The organism is Lacticaseibacillus salsurivasis (assembly GCF_036246225.1).
Lineage (GTDB): Bacteria > Bacillota > Bacilli > Lactobacillales > Lactobacillaceae > Lacticaseibacillus > Lacticaseibacillus salsurivasis.
Window position 1 is genome coordinate 16,882 of sequence record NZ_BTTP01000013.1, and the last position, 15,882, is coordinate 32,763.

16 protein-coding genes and 1 tRNA gene are annotated in these 15,882 nt (G+C 53.6%); 15 read left to right on the forward strand and 2 right to left on the reverse strand.

Translation table 11 applies throughout. The features are described from left to right. Positions 1 to 16 precede the first annotated feature (16 nt). Positions 17 to 208, reverse strand: coding sequence for a hypothetical protein (locus tag AAA927_RS09210; protein WP_338217599.1), 192 nt, complete (start codon positions 206 to 208; stop codon positions 17 to 19). Between the two features lie 178 nt (positions 209 to 386). Here AAA927_RS09210 and AAA927_RS09215 point away from each other — a divergent pair, with 178 nt between their 5' ends. Both AAA927_RS09215 and AAA927_RS09220 read left to right on the forward strand, forming a co-directional pair. Beyond that, positions 387 to 1,112: a GH25 family lysozyme gene (locus AAA927_RS09215; RefSeq protein ID WP_338217600.1), complete on the forward strand. Its 726-nt coding sequence runs from the start codon at positions 387 to 389 to the stop codon at positions 1,110 to 1,112. Between the two features lie 81 nt (positions 1,113 to 1,193). Then, positions 1,194 to 1,550 (forward strand): YxeA family protein, encoded by a 357-nt coding sequence (locus AAA927_RS09220; protein WP_338217601.1) that lies wholly within the window; start codon positions 1,194 to 1,196, stop codon positions 1,548 to 1,550. Between the two features lie 56 nt (positions 1,551 to 1,606). Here the strand turns inward: AAA927_RS09220 and AAA927_RS09225 are convergent, their stop codons facing one another. Next, entirely contained in the window at positions 1,607 to 1,969 is a 363-nt protein-coding gene (locus AAA927_RS09225; RefSeq protein ID WP_338217602.1) for a DUF4828 domain-containing protein, read from the reverse strand. Positions 1,970 to 2,158: 189 nt separating this feature from the next. On the opposite strand from AAA927_RS09225, the gene AAA927_RS09230 reads away from it, so the two are divergent. The 13 genes from AAA927_RS09230 (at position 2,159) to AAA927_RS09290 (ending at position 15,881) form a co-directional block, all read left to right on the forward strand. After that, positions 2,159 to 3,139: a Gfo/Idh/MocA family protein gene (locus AAA927_RS09230; RefSeq protein WP_338217603.1), complete on the forward strand. Its 981-nt coding sequence runs from the start codon at positions 2,159 to 2,161 to the stop codon at positions 3,137 to 3,139. A 14-nt stretch (positions 3,140 to 3,153) separates the two neighbouring features. Continuing rightward, a complete protein-coding gene (locus AAA927_RS09235) occupies positions 3,154 to 4,437 on the forward strand; it encodes a DEAD/DEAH box helicase (RefSeq protein WP_338217604.1) in 1,284 nt (427 codons plus the stop codon). 124 nt (positions 4,438 to 4,561) lie between these two features. Continuing rightward, positions 4,562 to 4,984, forward strand: coding sequence for a DUF3284 domain-containing protein (locus AAA927_RS09240; protein ID WP_125581571.1), 423 nt, complete (start codon positions 4,562 to 4,564; stop codon positions 4,982 to 4,984). A gap of 62 nt (positions 4,985 to 5,046) precedes the next feature. Further along, a tRNA-Arg gene (locus AAA927_RS09245) sits at positions 5,047 to 5,120 on the forward strand. A 57-nt stretch (positions 5,121 to 5,177) separates the two neighbouring features. Continuing rightward, a complete protein-coding gene (locus AAA927_RS09250) occupies positions 5,178 to 5,861 on the forward strand; it encodes a hypothetical protein (protein WP_338217605.1) in 684 nt (227 codons plus the stop codon). Between the two features lie 159 nt (positions 5,862 to 6,020). Then, on the forward strand, positions 6,021 to 6,284 hold the full coding sequence (locus AAA927_RS09255) for a GlsB/YeaQ/YmgE family stress response membrane protein (RefSeq protein WP_338217606.1): 264 nt from the start codon (positions 6,021 to 6,023) through the stop codon (positions 6,282 to 6,284). A gap of 50 nt (positions 6,285 to 6,334) precedes the next feature. Further along, a complete protein-coding gene (locus AAA927_RS09260; RefSeq protein WP_338217607.1) occupies positions 6,335 to 6,556 on the forward strand; it encodes a hypothetical protein in 222 nt (73 codons plus the stop codon). A gap of 195 nt (positions 6,557 to 6,751) precedes the next feature. Beyond that, a complete protein-coding gene (locus AAA927_RS09265; RefSeq protein WP_338217608.1) occupies positions 6,752 to 9,085 on the forward strand; it encodes an ABC transporter ATP-binding protein/permease in 2,334 nt (777 codons plus the stop codon). 175 nt (positions 9,086 to 9,260) lie between these two features. Next, a complete protein-coding gene (locus AAA927_RS09270) occupies positions 9,261 to 9,698 on the forward strand; it encodes a hypothetical protein (protein WP_338217609.1) in 438 nt (145 codons plus the stop codon). A 45-nt stretch (positions 9,699 to 9,743) separates the two neighbouring features. Further along, on the forward strand, positions 9,744 to 10,679 hold the full coding sequence (locus AAA927_RS09275; protein ID WP_338217610.1) for a LacI family DNA-binding transcriptional regulator: 936 nt from the start codon (positions 9,744 to 9,746) through the stop codon (positions 10,677 to 10,679). 115 nt (positions 10,680 to 10,794) lie between these two features. Beyond that, positions 10,795 to 11,061: an ACT domain-containing protein gene (locus AAA927_RS09280; RefSeq protein ID WP_338217611.1), complete on the forward strand. Its 267-nt coding sequence runs from the start codon at positions 10,795 to 10,797 to the stop codon at positions 11,059 to 11,061. Positions 11,062 to 11,070: 9 nt separating this feature from the next. Next, entirely contained in the window at positions 11,071 to 12,414 is a 1,344-nt protein-coding gene (locus AAA927_RS09285; protein ID WP_338217612.1) for a PFL family protein, read from the forward strand. A gap of 152 nt (positions 12,415 to 12,566) precedes the next feature. Further along, positions 12,567 to 15,881: a BspA family leucine-rich repeat surface protein gene (locus AAA927_RS09290; RefSeq protein WP_338217613.1), complete on the forward strand. Its 3,315-nt coding sequence runs from the start codon at positions 12,567 to 12,569 to the stop codon at positions 15,879 to 15,881. The last annotated feature ends 1 nt before the right edge of the window (position 15,882 follow it).

Below are 15,882 nucleotides of genomic sequence, written 5' to 3' on the forward strand. Positions count from 1 at the left end.
CCTTATGTGTGGCAGGTCAAAACACTAACGTTTCGCTTGCCTTACGCACGCTCAGCCCCAACGCCTCTGCCCGGACGACGACCACCAGATCGCCGCGTTTGGCTTGGTCTAACACGTGGTAATGATAATGAATGCCATAAAGCGCAACATCGCCTGGCCCATCTTGAGTCAGGGTGAAGGTAGTGCCAATCAGCCGTTCATCTAACATATTCTCCTCCTTACTGCTGATGTCCATATCATAGCGAGTTTGGACAGGAGTTAATCAGCCTTTGGACTGATTAATTGCGCTATGCACTGTTTATTTTACAGGAAGAATGCCATTAGCGGGTGGCTTAGGTATAATAAACTTTATGCAATCACCGATTTGATGAAAGGAGACCTTCACGGTGCCGAGACGAAAACGTCCCATCTATTCAAATACCTACCGCAAGCGGCGCCGCTGGCTGCTTGTGGCCGCAGTCATCGCCTTGCTGGCAGCGGCGGGCCTGGGCGGCTGGCTGTGGAGCCAGCGGCGCACCGGCGTGGCTGCTTATGCGGTGCGCGGCGTAATGGTCAGTCAAAGCGATGGTAACGCCGATTTCCAGGCGCTCCAAAGCGAGGGCTTGCGCTTTGTGTATCTCAAAGGGACGCAAGGCGCCAGCTTTTTCGATGACACTTACAGCACGAACTACGAGCAGGCGACCGGCAGCGGGTTAGCCGTGGGCGTTTACCATTACTTCAGCTTTGACAGCGATCCTGCCGCCCAGGCGCGGTACTTTGCCACCAAAGTCGGAAAAAATCTAGGGACCTTGCCCATCGGCATTCAGGTCGCTTTCTATGGGCAGTACGCGAATAAGCCACCGAAAAAAGCCGTCGTGGCGGCGAAGGTCCGCGCCTTTATCGTGGAGCTGCAGCGCTACACCACGCATCCGTTTATTCTGATGGGGAGCAAGCAGGTGCTGGCTGATTTGACTGACGTGGCTGCTTCAGCGCCGCGCTGGCAAATTGGTGGCCATCCCGGCAAGCAGGTTCAGTACTGGCAAAGCGGCACTTTGAAAGCCGCCGGAACAGATTACACGGCGGTGGCGTATTTGGCCACAACACAGGCCTTTAAAGCGCAGCTGACCAACTAACAGAATTGTCACTCACTGTTCGCCGAATCGATGGTTGCCAAAGGTCAACCCTGCGATAATCATGGGTGAGGTGAGATAACGATGAAAAAATTCTTGATTGCGTTGGTATTGATTGTGGCCTTGGCCTTTGGCGGTTTCAAATGGTATGAAGTGACCAACTATGGTGGCACGACCTACTACACGAAAATCACCACCGCCGGTACGAAAATCAACCAACGGGACAAAGCCGGCAATGTTTATGCCGATTATCGCTATGAGCTGACGGGTTACGATGACAAAGGCAAGAGCCAAGCCCTGACCTTTAATGCCAACAAATCCCGGCCGCTGCGCCGCGGGGCTTATCTTAAACTGGTCTACAACACGAAAAAAGGGGTCACGAGCTGGGAAGCCGTCGACGGCGTGGATGTACCCAAACAGGCCCAAACTAATCTTGAATAAATGGTTGCAACCGCAACTAAAAATGGATGATTCGCACAACGCGGGTCATCCATTTTTTAATTGTCAGGTGTGGGTTTGATAATTTGGTAGGTGGCGTCTTCAGCTTCGTCGTAAATCGTTGTGGGGCCGGCGCTGTCAGCGGTGATGATGAGCTGGTAGCCGTAGTGATCGAGAAAGGTCAGTTTATCGGTGGTGATGCCGGTCACCGTGCCGGGAAGGGTGCTACCATCAATTTTGATCTTGAGGGCAGGGGAAATCATCAGTTGGTGGGTTTTATTGGTCAGTTCGTCCAAAAAAGCGTATTTGCCCGTGTATTGTAGCGCCAACGCTTCGACGGCGGTTGGTGTGGTGGGCGCGGTTTTGCGATGCGTCACCTTTTTTTCGATTGAGTTGACCATTTTTTTGAACAATGACGCCATGCCCATCATCCCTCCCCGATGTGTGCTTTGAGCAACCCCTTGCTCTGATGCTCCTATCATAGCACGCCGAGTATTACATCCGGTTATATTTCTGTTTACAATAATATGAGCGAAATATTTCAATAAAAGGCAGGCGGCACCGACGCCAGTGAGATGGTAGAATGAAGCTATGTGAAAGGAAGGTGCGCCATGAAATTAGGCATCATTGGGACCAATTGGATCACGCAACAGTTCGTCGAAGCCGCTGAAAGTACCGGTGACTATCAGCTGACCGCAATCTACTCGCGGCATGAGGCCACGGCTGCGGCTTTTGCGGCCAAGACCCATGAGGCAACGCTCTACACTGAGCTGTCAGCATTTTTCGCTAGTGACTTGGACGTGGTGTATATCGCCAGCCCCAACGGCCTGCACGCCGAGCAAGTCGCGGCGGCGCTGACCGCTGGCAAGCATGTGATTGTTGAAAAGCCGATGGTGACGCATCCCAGTCAACTGGCCATGATTGAATCCGCGCAAGCCGCGCATCCGGAATGCCTGATTTTTGAGGCGGCCCGGCATGTCTATGATCCCAACTTCACTAAGATCACCGCACTCGTGCAACAGCGGCGGGCGGCGCTAACCGGGGCGACGTTGGTTTACGCCAAGTATTCTTCCCGTTATGATGCCTATCTGGCCGGCGAAAACCCCAACATTTTCTCCCCCCGCTTTGGCGGCGGAGCGCTGATGGATCTGGGCGTGTATTCGGTTTATGCGGCGGTGGCTTGGTTCGGGGTGCCGGAGCAAGTTGAGTACCTGCCCAGCATGCTGGCCAGCGGGGTCGACGGCGGCGGCGTGGCCCATTTGCACTACGCCGATGTCGACGTCAATTTGGTGCTCGGGAAAAACTACAACACCAGCGCCAGCAGTGAAATCTATTTTGGCAAAACGACGCTGCAACTCGGGGCCACCGGTAGCCTCGATGAACTGAAGCTGGTGGGGGCAGAAACGGTGGACTTACATGTGGCGCAACCGGCGAATCCGATGGTGGACGAGGCGCGGTATTTTGCCCACGCCTTGATGACCCATGATCAGAGCGCTTTTGCGCAGCAATGGCGCCTCGCCAAGCAGGTTCATCAAGTGCTCGGTGATTTGCGGGCAACCACCACGATTAAATTTGGCAACGACCCACAATAGGGTAAGGAGAGAACATGGCAATTGCATCCATTTTTCAACCGCTGTGGCAAGCGGCGGGCTTTACTGAAGAAACGCCGATTCAAACGGCGGTTTACCAACCGCTGAAGCAAGATCACTCCATTGTGGGGCTGGCCCCAACTGGTTCTGGCAAAACGCTGGCGTTTGGCCTGCCGCTGCTAGAGAAGCTGGTGCCAGATGACGGTCTCCAGCTCTTGATTTTGGCGCCATCCCAAGAGTTGGCCATTCAAACCCGTGATGTGTTGCGGCCGTATGCGAAAGTGGCTGGGTTGAATTTGCAAGGGGTGACCGGTTCTGCGAATGTCAAACGGCAGCTCGAGTTGCTGAAGCAGCATCCAGAAGTGATTGTGGCGACAGCCGGCCGCTTGCTGGAGCTAGTCGATTCGCGCCGCGTGAGTTTAGCGCGGCTGCAAACGCTGGTGATCGACGAGGCCGACGAAATGCTGCGCGAACCGGGCTTGTCACAGGTGCGCGAACTGGCGCAAGCGGCGCCGGCTGATGTGCAGCTGGGCTTCTTCTCGGCCACGGATAGCCCCATGTTCCAAGAGCTGGCGCAGTGGTTTGGGCAGGATGTTGAGCGCATTGATGTGCGGGCGATTGACCATACGCAGGGGTCGGTCACGCATTATTTTGTCCAAACGGATAATGCGCACCGCGAAGTCTGGCTGCGGCACCTGGCCCATCTCGACAAATTTCAGGCGTTGGTCTTTTTCAACCAAAACGCCATGATGATGAAGGTAGCGCGCACGCTGAGTCATCAAAGCGTCAAGTTTGCGGTGCTGAACCGCACCGACCGCGCCACCACCCGGGCGAACGCCTTGAATGCTTTTCGCAAAGGCAAAGTGACGCTGCTGCTGGTGACAGATTTGGCCGGCCGGGGCCTGGATATTCCGCACCTGCCGGCGGTCATCAATTACCAGACGCCAACACGGCCGGAAGCCTACATCCATCGTTCAGGCCGCACCGGCCGCATGGGGGCGGCGGGGATGGTCATCACTCTCGGCGACGATCATGACCTGCGCGATTTGCGCCGCCTTGTGCCCCAGTATCAGATTGTCCGGGGCTACTTGAATGACGGTAAGATGAGCACCGAAGCGCCAGTCGAACAGGCAAAACCGGCCCGCCCAGCCAAGGCGGCTCAGACAGCCACGCCAACGACGCCAGCTGCGCAGCGCCATGCGCATGTGACTGGAGAAGTGGTGACCTCGGCACCCAAGAAAGCCCACAAGAAGAATCGGTTGCGCGACCGGAAGAATAAAGGCAAGCGCAAGGCGAAATAAGTGTCGCCTTGTCTCAATGTTTGCTCGGTCCCAGTAACTTGATGCTGTTTGCGGTTTCACTTTCAATGTGACTATAATAGTCTATACAAGTTTGCGGGGGACCGCTAATTCGGAGGCATTTTCCATGAAGGTTACAGATACAGTTGACGCCCCAGTGGCATTTTTCTATCAGCGCATCATTGATTCCGTGCTTTATGATATTAACCATGAAAATGGGCAGACGCTGACACCAGCGATGTTGCAAGGCTATGAATATCGCAAGTCGATGGGTCCGCGTGGTAGTATTCGTATCAAGATCACTAAGATTGTGCAGAACCAAACCTACGCTTTCGATTCCTTTGCGGGGCCAGATACCTACCACACGCGGTATGAACTGCGCCCGACTGAAGATGGCCGGACTGAAGTGAGCTATCAAGAAGACGTGGATTATGCTGAAACGATGAAGAAGCGTAATTCCCAGCTGATGATGATTTTGATTGGCTGGAGCAAGAAACGCCGCATGAAGAAAATGTGGGCGCAGATTGCCGCTTCTCAGGACCAAATTTAACTTTTCTCCGCGGCAATTCCATTTGCCGATGGCTAACGAATTGGTTAAACTGGTACTTGTCTGCAACAATAGCTCATCTGGATAGAGCAACAGTTTCCTAAACTGTAGGTGGCCGGTTCGAGTCCGGCTTGTTGCATTGCTTGGCCTCTGATTTCACATCAGAGGCCCTTTGTGTTCTAGGAGGTGAAGCCCCATGATCATTGTCCAAACTGCTGTGGCAACGTTATTGCTGCTGGTGGCAGGCGCCTTGGGGCTTTCGTGGCTCAATACCGCCACCATTCAGCACCTGGTCAATGTCCGCGGCAAAAATAGTAGCCAACTTTGGCTCACCAAGCCGGGCCTCTGGCTCCATGAGCTCAGTCACGCTTTGCTGGGCCGCCTGTTTGGCATGCAGATTGCTGACTTTTCGGTACATGATGGGCCGCAAGCGAGTTCGGCGGGCCACGTGACGCTGCGGTTTCGGCAAAAATCCCTGTGGCAGCGCTTCGGCTTATTTTTCGCTGGTGGCGCTCCGCTGTGGGTCAGTGGCACCCTCGAACTCATCACCGCGCGGTATGTGTTTTGGCCGAACGTACCGCTTGCGCTGATCAACCAGGCTACCTTCAACCCAGATTGGCGTTGGGCGCTGGCCTGGGTGGTGGGCGTTTTCTTGATCAATCTAGGGGCCAGTTTGTCCGCAGCCGATATAAAAATGATGCTCCGCGGTTTGCCGGTGGCAGCAGTACTGCTCGTCATTGTGGCCTTGTTGCTGTGGGCAGCGGCACCGACCGCGTTATCCCAGTGGGTGACTTTAAACTGGCTGCTGGCGCGGCTGATCGTGATGCTCGGCGGCATTGCCGGTGGTACTTGGCTGCTGTGCCGAGTGCTCTATCGTTAATCGCTTTTGATTCGAGGCTCACCCATCGCGGTGGGCTTTTTTCTACTCATTTAATTATTAAAGCCATAAGCATATTAATACTATTAGCGTGTCTAATTCGTTACACTCAAACTAGGCAGGACCGTCCTGCCGGCATTTCAAGCTGAAAGGAGTGAGACCATGCTTCATTTCATTTGGGTATTGATTATTGGTGCTGTCATCGGTGCCATTGGCTCGATGATTGTTGGCCGCAATCTTCCTGGGGGCTGGATTGGCAACCTGATTGGCGGCCTGCTCGGCGCATGGGTGGGCGGCTCTATTTTCGGGAGCTGGGGGCCGAACGTGGCCGGAATGGCTATCCTCCCTGCAATCATCGGTGCCGCTTTGGTGGTGTTCGTGATTTCGCTACTCATGCGCGTGTTTGGCGGCAAAGCGGCGCGTTAGGTGCAGGTGGCCACAGCTGCGTGCTGGTTCCGCCAGTGAGGAGGGTGCCTATGCGACTGGTGACAAGAATTGGCCTCGGCTTGGTGATTTTACTCGGGCTGGTGGAAGGAATGATGTTCATTGCCCTGGTCTGGCCAGTGCCTGGCTTACGCGCCGTGGTCTGGTCGTACTGGCGCCCGCTGCATTGGGTCATGCTGGGCGTGGCCGGCTTTGTGGGCTTAGCGCTGTTGAGCGGGTGGCTGGCACTTTGGTACCGCCGGTCGCGTCGTTAGCCGATGACCACGCACGTTGTCAACTCGACAGGATGAGGTTAACGCCTCATCTTTTTTTGTAATAAATAACGGGAATCAGTCTTGAGGCGGAGGCCGCCAAAGCGACAACCTGTCATAATCGAAACTTGTACTTGGTTGATTGAAGCGCAAACGCGTATGATGAAAGCAACCAATAAAGATGAAGGAAGTGCTCAAGTGCTAGAACTTAAACATATCAAGAAATATTATCACGTCGGCGGTACCCTCACGAAGGCGCAAGATGACGTTTCGGTTGCGTTTCGGAAGCAGGAATTCGTCGCCATTCTTGGGCCTTCCGGGTCCGGGAAAACCACGATGCTCAACATCATTGGCGGCCTGGACCGGTATGACTCCGGCGATTTGGTGATCAAAGGCAAGTCCACCAAAGACTTCAAGGACGCCGATTGGGATGCCTACCGGAATAATTCGGTTGGATTTATTTTCCAGTCGTATAATCTGATTTCCCATTTGTCCATTATGGAAAACGTGGAGATGGGGATGACCCTGTCTGGCGTGCCTGCTGCAGAGAAGCAAAAACGCGCCGAAAACGCCTTGATTCGCGTTGGGCTCAAGGATCATATGCACAAGCAGCCAAGCCAGCTTTCCGGTGGCCAAATGCAGCGGGTGGCGATTGCCCGGGCGATTGCCAATGACCCAGAAATCCTCCTGGCCGATGAACCGACTGGCGCGCTGGATTCACAAACCTCCGAAGAAATCATGCAGCTGATCAAGGAGCTCTCCAAAGAGCGCCTAGTCATCATGGTCACGCATAATCCAGAGCTGGCGCACAAATACGCCGACCGGGTGATTGAATTTGCCGATGGTCAAATCAAGCACGACTCCAATCCCCATGTTGAAAGCGAAAAGCAAGACGGCTTCAAACTCAACCACACGAAGATGAGCTACTGGACCGCGCTGAAGCTTTCCGCCACCAACATTCGCACCAAAAAAGGCCGCACTTTCCTCACCGTCTTCGCCTCCAGTATTGGGATTATCGGCATCGCAGTGGTGCTGGCGTTGTCCAACGGCTTCCAAAAGCAAATCGACAAGACCCAAAGCGAGGCCATGGCCTCGATGCCGGTCACGATTTCGCAAGTCGGCACTGACACCAACGCGATGATGACCGGGACAGAAACCAAGACTTTCTCGAAGTCCTCCACCGTCACTGCCGAAAAGAGTGCGGCGGATAAAGCGCAACACACCAACAAGTTGACTCAGAGTTATCTGGATTACATTAACAAAATGCCGACCAAAGATGCCCGCAGCATCGCGGTCACTTATGGCACCGGCATGAACCTAGTCCGCAAAGTGGATGGCAAGTATCAAACCGTCAGCTTCTCCACCAGCAATCCCGACAGTTCCAGTGTGGATGCCAGCGCGATGATGGCGGCGTCCACTGGCGTTGGCGGCAGTGTCTATCCCGTGAAACGCACCAGCAGTGGCAAGACCTTCTTGCAGACGTACTACAAGCTACTCAGTGGTAGCTACCCGACGAAGGCGACGGACATTGTGCTGGTCGTCGATAAGAAGAACACCGTCAACATCAATGCGCTGAAGAACCTAGGCTTCTCCGTCAAGGAAGGGCAGAAATTCAACTTCAACGACCTGATTGGGACTTCGGTTCAGTTGGTGGCGAACGACGATTACTACACCAAACTGCCAACCGGAACCTATTTGCCCACCCAAGATCTGAGCAAGGCGGCTGCCTCAAGTAACACCAAGACCTTGCGTATCACCGGGATTGTGCGGGTGAAGTCCAAGAACTCCGATGGCTTGTTGGCGTCAGGGATTGCTTACAGCTCCGCTTTGACCAAGCAGGTGCTGGATGAAAATAAATCCTCGGCAATTGTGGCGGCCCAAAAGCAAAGCACCACCAACATCATGACCGGCCAGCAAATGGACCAAGCGACCCGCACTGCCATCATGACTACGCTGGGCGGCGTGTCCACGCCAACTTCGGTGCAGATTTATCCCACCACCTTTAAGCAAAAAGACAAGGTGCTGGCTTATTTGGACAAGTGGAACAAAGGCAAGTCGAAAGCAGACAAAGTCATTTACACCGACTTGGCCGGTACGGTCTCTGATATGACTGGCGGTTTGATGGATGCCATCACCTACGTCTTGGTCGCCTTCGCTGGCATTTCCTTGGTCACTTCGATGATCATGATTGCCATCATCACCTACACCTCAGTCTTGGAACGCACCAAAGAAATCGGGGTGCTGAAAGCCTTGGGGGCCCGGAAGAAAGACATCACCCGGGTGTTTGATGCCGAAACCTTCATCCTGGGCTTTGGCGCTGGCTTGTTTGGGATTTTTGTTGCTTGGCTGTTGACGTTCCCAATCAATGCCGTCTTGGCCAATGTCACTGGCTTGAGTGGCGTGGCGGTGCTCAATCCAGTGCACGCCATCATCCTGGTGCTGATTTCCACGATTTTGACGCTGCTGGGTGGGCATGTGCCAGCCCGGATGGCCGCGAAGAAAGACGCTGCTATCGCGTTGCGCGCCGAATAATTGATTATGATTGCCTGGGCCTCACGGTTTGCGGTTTTACCGCCAGCGGTGAGGCCTTTTTGGCTGCTGAAAAAAGTTTGGGCGGCGCCCTTGACCTGAAACGCGTCCCACAACTTACACTCACCTTGTTGAATGAAGGCGATTCAAACCGCGTGAGTTGAAAGGGGTATGCAACATGTTAAAGACGATGATACGGCAACCACTCATTGAACTTAAGCTGACCGCACCTTCTGAATTGACCGCTTTGCGGCAAAGTGCCGAAGCCTTGGCGCGGCGCTTCAATCTGGATGTGACCGGCGTGCATGCGAGTTTGCTGGCCAGTGAAGTGAAAGGAGCCCACTTTGTCGCAGCCGACACCGCTTTGATTTACGCCAGTGGCCAAAACATCACGACGCCGCAGCTGGTGGGATTGAATTTGAGTCAACCCGTGCGCTGGGGCGATACGGGCAGCGGCCAAGCGGTTTCGCACTTGTTGGCCTTGCTCATTCCCGCCACTGATGGCTCCGAGGCCGCTGAAAACTTGTTGGCTAAGGTGGCTAAGCGCGCACAAACAGCTGCATGGCCGCTGACCGGCGCCGCCGCGCGCCAGTATGTCCAGACCGTGCTCAACTAGCGAGGACTGGCCACTTCGGGTAAACTAAAGGGCGGAGGAATCAACATGACTAATATTCGTGATATTGCCCGGGAGAGTGGCTACTCGGTCTCCACTGTGTCGCGGGTGCTCAATCACCGGAAATACGTTTCGCCAGCCGTTCGCGACCATATTGAGCAGGTGATGCAGCAGTTGAATTATGTGCCGAACGCGGTGGCGCGCGATCTCAGCAGCGGCCACACCAAGAAAATTGGCGTCGCTTTAGCCATGGTGGCGCATCCGTATTACGCCGAGTTGGTCAAAGGCATTACGGAAGCGGCCTTTGAGGAGGGGTACCAAGTCACGCTGCTGCCGACAGATTATGATGCCAAGCTTGAACGCCGCTATCTGGAGCAGCTCCGCCAGCACGCGTTTGATGGCCTGATTTTCACCTCGCATAGCATGCCCATTAGCGAAATTGCGGCGGCGCAGGCGTTTGGCCCGGTGGTGGTTTGCCAAGATCCAGGGTCAGTCACCATTCCTGCTGCTTTTACGGATCGGCAGGCCAGTTATCATGAAGCCTTTGACTGGATTAAGCAGGCTGGTTATCAGCGAATTGGGCTGATGCTGCCACGTGATCCGAAGGTCAGCGCAACCGCCAGTGCCATGGTGCAGGCGTATACCAGCGTCATCGGCGCCGCGCCTGCCCCCGATTTAACCTGGATTGGCTCGATGGCCTATGCCGATGGGCTTAAAGCCGGGGCTTTTTTTGCCGCGAACGGCGCCGATTTCGTCTTTGCCAACGGCGATGACATCGCCTTGGGGGTCCATGATTACTACCAACAAAACCACCTGCCGCTGCCAGGCTTGATGGGGCAGGAGAACCAAGTGTCCAGTGCGCTCCTTGGCATTTCAACCATTGACCACCATTTTCAAGCAGTGGGGCGCGCGGCGCTGGCGCTGGCTACCGGAGCGAAAACGGGTCAAATCAAAATCGCGTCTGACTTTATTGCCAGAGCATAGCATTGCTGAAAAGTCGCTGCGGCGGCTTTTTTCAGTTTTCAGTGCTGTTTTTGGCCGCCCACGCAGCGAGGCATTATGCTAAACTGATAGCAATATCAGGAAAAGAGGTCTCACTATGCAAGTTATCATCACCGTCATCGGCACCGATAAAGTGGGCATTATCGCCGCGGTCACCACGAAACTCGCTGCTTTGAATGTGAACATCCTCGATGTGTCGCAAACCATTATGCAAGGGGCGTTTACCATGATGCTGCTGGCGCAGCTACCAGAGGACGCTGCCTTCACTAACACCAAAGCCGAGCTGCAGGACCTAGGTACCAGCATCGGCGTCGACGTCAAAATCGCGCGGCAAGAAATTTTCGACGCGATGCACAAACTGTAGGAGGCCGCGATGGAAACACAGCAGATCAAAGAAACCATTCAGATGATCAGCGAGGAAAACCTCGACATCCGCACCATCACCATGGGCCTGTCGCTGCTGGATTGCATTACCGGCGACAGTAAAACCACCGCGCAAAAAATTTATGATAAGATCACGACGCAAGCGGCGCAGTTGGTGCCAGTCGCAGACGCGATCGAAAATGAATTCGGTATTCCCATTGTGAACAAGCGTCTGAGTGTGACCCCAGTGGCCCTGCTAGCGGGGAGTGATCCACACCCGAATTTTCCGCTGTTCGCCAAGGCGATGGATGATGCTGCCAAGGCCGTGAACGTTGACCTGATCGGCGGCTATTCCGCCACGGTGCAAGCCGGTTGCACGCCGGCAGACAAAGCCCTGATGGCCAGCATTCCCGAGGCTCTGGCTACCACCGAGCGCGTGTGCAGCTCGGTGAATGTCGGCTCCACCCGCAACGGCTTGAACATGGATGCCGTGAAAATTATGGGCGAGGTGGTCAAGCAGGTCGCGGCCATTGACCCCGTCAACGCGATGAAGCTGGTGATTTTTGCCAACGCGGTGGAGGACAATCCGTTCATGGCTGGCGCTTTTTGGGGCGTTTCAGAAGGCGACGTGGCCATCAACACCGGCGTCTCCGGCCCTGGCGTCGTCCAACGCGCGATTGCGGATCGGCCTGATGCTTCTTTTGAAGAAATCTGTGAAATCATCAAGCAGACGGCCTTCAAGGTGTCGCGCATGGGCCAATTCGTCGGCAAAGTCGCCGCTGAACGCCTACACGTGCCATTTAACATCGTCGACCTGTCGCTCGCCCCGACGCCGGCCCGCGGCGATTCCGTGGCCGAAATCCTCGAAACCTTGGGCCTGTCGCACGTCGGCACCCCTGGCACGACTGCGGCCTTGGCGCTGCTCAATGACGCGGTGAAGAAAGGCGGCATCATGGCTGCCGAACGCGTCGGTGGGTTATCTGGGGCTTTCATCCCGGTCTCAGAAGATGCCAACATGATCAAGGCCGCCGAGGCTGGACTAATATCGTTGGAGAAGCTTGAAGCGATGACGGCGGTTTGCTCCGTTGGGTTGGACATGGTCGCCATTCCTGGCGATACCCCGGCCACAACGATTGCGGGCATGATTGCCGACGAAGCCGCCATTGGCATGATCAACAACAAAACCACCGCGGTGCGCGTCATTCCTGTGCCAGGCAAAACGGTCGGCGATTCAATCAACTTTGGTGGGCTGTTTGGCCGCGCACCGATTATGGCGGTTAACGATGGGGATGCTAGTGTTTTCGTTTCCCGAGGGGGTCAAATTCCAGCGCCGATTCATAGTTTCAAAAATTAATATTCTAATTCATGACCTGACCGAATAGCCTTCGATCAGGTTTTTTAGTGTCCACCAACCCTTCTGTATGGACAGTCAATAGGGGTAATCATTTACAATTATATTTGTAAGAGATTATGTCATTGATAAGTGTAAGCGAAAGGGAGTGCAAGATGAGTAAGCAAGAACGCCGTCGCGTGCGCGTGGCGGCCTCGTTAGGTCTGACGGTATTGATGAGTTCTGCCATTCTGGGGGGAGTGGCACCGCTCACGGCGAATGCAGCAGAGGTGGGGAGTGAGCCGACAACCACTGAGGTTTCAACGATGATCACGGCGCCGGAAAATCCGAGTGATGCGGTGGTCAGTCTGCCAGAGAGAGAAGGCGTGGACACCGGAATGGGGGATGAAACGCCACTCCCTGACGAGGAAAGCGAGGAGGTTGAGGCTGAAACGCCAACAAGGGTTCCAGAATCTGCTTCCGAAATTGAAGAAAAGTTACCAGAACAGTCCCAGCCTGAACCAAGCGTAGAAGCGCCAGCAATAGATGCTGTCCAGGCGGACGAGCTAACCTCAGACGAGGATGGCGTGATTCGAGACACTTGGGGTGATGTAGAATGGACGTTTAAAGATGGCGTGCTGTCACTCGCCGGTGGCACCGGCGTAAATACTAATGCGGTTTCGCCTTGGCGATCTATTGCCGGTCAAGTTACTAAAGTAGAGATTACTGGCCGGATTATCGCCCCGCAGAGTATTCATAGTCTTTTCGCTAACTTCAGTGCCGTTAAGTCTTTTGAAGGACTATCCAATATGGATACCAGCAACGTCACGAAGATGTGGAATGCTTTTTACGGTACTAGCAGCCTAGAAAGTATTGATCTACGCAGTTGGAACGTGGCAAATGTCGATGATATGGATAGCATGTTTGCCGGTTCTGGTTTGATTTCACTAGATCTTTCCACTTGGCAACTTGACGCGGACCCTTATTTGTACGACATCTTTAGTTCGATGCATCAACTGGAATACCTGAACATTTCATCTTGGTCTAGCCCAAACAAAATGGATTTGTTCGACGGAGACACCCTAAATTTGACTACAATTGTTCTTGGGACGGAAACACGACTGACGAATCTCAATGCCGGACCGGACTTTATGTGGCAAGGAGAAAATACTGGTGTTACTTTCTATTCTGACTACACGGGTGACAATGCGGACACTTATCACAAAGTTCCAGTTGAATCTGAAAGAAAGTGGGGCTCTGTGTCTTGGACTATTGAAAACAATACCCTATACCTCTCCGGAGGCGAAGGTGCCTCTGTATTTGGTGACGCGCCTTGGGCCCCATTTGAGACAGAAATCAATTCCGTTGTGATTGAGGACAGTATCATCGCCCCAGAAAAAATCGGCAGCCTTTTTGCCAACCTCAATGGGGTTACAAGCTATGATGGGCTGGAAAAACTGAATGTGAGCAAAACCACTGATATGAATCACATGTTCGATAACAATTCCAACGTTACTACTCTTGATCTATCCAACTGGGACACGCGCAATGTTACGGACATGAGTGATATGTTTAGATTTAATCTGAGCCTTACTGGGCTAGATTTGTCCAACTGGGACACGAGCAACGTTACGGACATGAGTGGTATGTTCAGCCATAACGAGAGCCTTACTGGGCCAGATTTGTCCACGTGGGACACGGGCAACGTTACGGATATGAGCGATATGTTTGCAGGTAATGACAGCCTTACCGGACTAGATTTGTCCAACTGGAACACGGGCAACGTGACGAACATGAGCGGCATGTTTAGATATAATGACAGCCTTACCGGACTAGATTTGTCTAACTGGGACACGGGCAACGTAACGAACATGAGCGGTATGTTTACAGGTAATCACAGCCTTAATGGGTTAGATTTGTCCAACTGGGACACGAGCAGCGTTACGGATATGAGGTATATGTTTGAATACAATCACAGCCTTACAGGTCTAGATCTGTCCAATTGGAACACGGCCAACGTTACAGACATGAGTTATATGTTTGGATATAATTACAACCTTACAGGGCTAGATTTGTCCAACTGGGACACGGGCAACGTAACGAAGATGAGCGGTATGTTTACAGATAATTACAGCCTTAATGGACTAGATCTGTCCAACTGGGACACGGGTAACGTCACGACCATGAGTCGTATGTTTAGCTACAACGAGAGCCTTACAGGGCTAGATTTGTCCAACTGGGATACGAGCAACGTTACGAATATGCATTCCATGTTTTACCACTGCTCCAACTTGGCTGAGCTAGGCATTGAAAGCTGGAATGTTGGGCAGGTGGAGGAAATTGGATATTTTCTGGAAGGAGCGAAACTAGAGTCATTAGATCTGTCAGGATGGAAATTTAGCGGTGACTATGCTTATAGAGCCTTTGCGGCTATGCCTGAGCTTCAGACCATTGATATTTCAGGGTTTGATTTGAGGCAGGCGGATACTGATCAGATGCTAAGCGCATTGCCTAATTTGGACGAAATCACTCTAGGAGAAAATAGTACATTATCGAAGTCACTAGATGAAGTATCTGGTAAAGTCTGGGAAGGCGAAGTCACTCGCCACCAGTTTGGCGTAGTATACAATGGCGGTTATCCTGATACTTATCGGTTGGTTGACGGAACGGTGGTTCACCATACGATAACATTCCTTGACAGTCAAACGGGCTATGAGATGGGCGAGGAAATTCTATACGGTCAGCCTGGTGAGATTGTGCCCCTTGCTCAGCTGACGTTACCTGCCGGATTTGAATTACCAGATGCAGATGCGATCATTAAACTTTCAGAAAGTGAAGAGACCTGGACGTCGGAAGAATTGCATCTGAACCGAGTGGTCACAACCACGACGCGGACCATTAAGTTTCAAGGCTTGCCTGAAGGGCACCTTCAGGATGAAGTCCAGGAGCTGAAATGGCACTGGGATTGGCCTGAAGAAGATTGGGATCCCCTGAGCCGCAATCTTCGGTTCTATGACGGCGTGGTGTACACAGCCCAGGGCGGGTACGACGCATTACCCGTGCCAGAAGTTGAAGGCTACGAGGCCGAAATCGCAGTCGTGCCAGCAAAGACCTTCGATGCTGAGCTTAGTGACCTACCGGAGGATGAAACCTTCACGGTCACTTACACGAAAGTTGATACTGAGGATGGTGGCAATCAGAATCCTGATCCCAATCCGAGCCAGCCAGACCCAGACCCCGACAACGGCAGCGGATCTGGTGGCAGCAATGGCAATGGAAATACCGGTAATGGTAGCACTGGTACCGGCAGCACCGGCACCGGCTCCGTCGGCGGCGGCCAGCTAACGAGCCTCAGCACTGGCGGTTCAACCACCACCGATCAAAATCAGGCCTTACCGCAAACTGGCAGTCAAGTCGCCAGCGGCCTGACCTTGCTCGGCCTCGGCTTACTGGGCCTGCTCGGCTTCACCAAGCGCCGCAAGCGTGACTAAG

Excerpts from the sequence above, each read along its gene's own strand:
- AAA927_RS09285 (WP_338217612.1), top strand. The coding sequence starts at position 11,071 with ATGGAAACACAGCAGATCAAAGAAACCATTCAGATGATCAGCGAGGAA.
- AAA927_RS09230 (WP_338217603.1), top strand. The coding sequence starts at position 2,159 with ATGAAATTAGGCATCATTGGGACCAATTGGATCACGCAACAGTTCGTC.
- AAA927_RS09255 (WP_338217606.1), top strand. The coding sequence starts at position 6,021 with ATGCTTCATTTCATTTGGGTATTGATTATTGGTGCTGTCATCGGTGCC.
- AAA927_RS09290 (WP_338217613.1), top strand. The coding sequence starts at position 12,567 with ATGAGTAAGCAAGAACGCCGTCGCGTGCGCGTGGCGGCCTCGTTAGGT.
- AAA927_RS09240 (WP_125581571.1), top strand. The coding sequence starts at position 4,562 with ATGAAGGTTACAGATACAGTTGACGCCCCAGTGGCATTTTTCTATCAG.
- AAA927_RS09275 (WP_338217610.1), top strand. The coding sequence starts at position 9,744 with ATGACTAATATTCGTGATATTGCCCGGGAGAGTGGCTACTCGGTCTCC.
- AAA927_RS09270 (WP_338217609.1), top strand. The coding sequence starts at position 9,261 with ATGTTAAAGACGATGATACGGCAACCACTCATTGAACTTAAGCTGACC.
- AAA927_RS09280 (WP_338217611.1), top strand. The coding sequence starts at position 10,795 with ATGCAAGTTATCATCACCGTCATCGGCACCGATAAAGTGGGCATTATC.
- AAA927_RS09260 (WP_338217607.1), top strand. The coding sequence starts at position 6,335 with ATGCGACTGGTGACAAGAATTGGCCTCGGCTTGGTGATTTTACTCGGG.
- AAA927_RS09210 (WP_338217599.1), bottom strand. The coding sequence starts at position 208 with ATGTTAGATGAACGGCTGATTGGCACTACCTTCACCCTGACTCAAGAT.
- AAA927_RS09235 (WP_338217604.1), top strand. The coding sequence starts at position 3,154 with ATGGCAATTGCATCCATTTTTCAACCGCTGTGGCAAGCGGCGGGCTTT.
- AAA927_RS09225 (WP_338217602.1), bottom strand. The coding sequence starts at position 1,969 with ATGGCGTCATTGTTCAAAAAAATGGTCAACTCAATCGAAAAAAAGGTG.
- AAA927_RS09220 (WP_338217601.1), top strand. The coding sequence starts at position 1,194 with ATGAAAAAATTCTTGATTGCGTTGGTATTGATTGTGGCCTTGGCCTTT.
- AAA927_RS09250 (WP_338217605.1), top strand. The coding sequence starts at position 5,178 with ATGATCATTGTCCAAACTGCTGTGGCAACGTTATTGCTGCTGGTGGCA.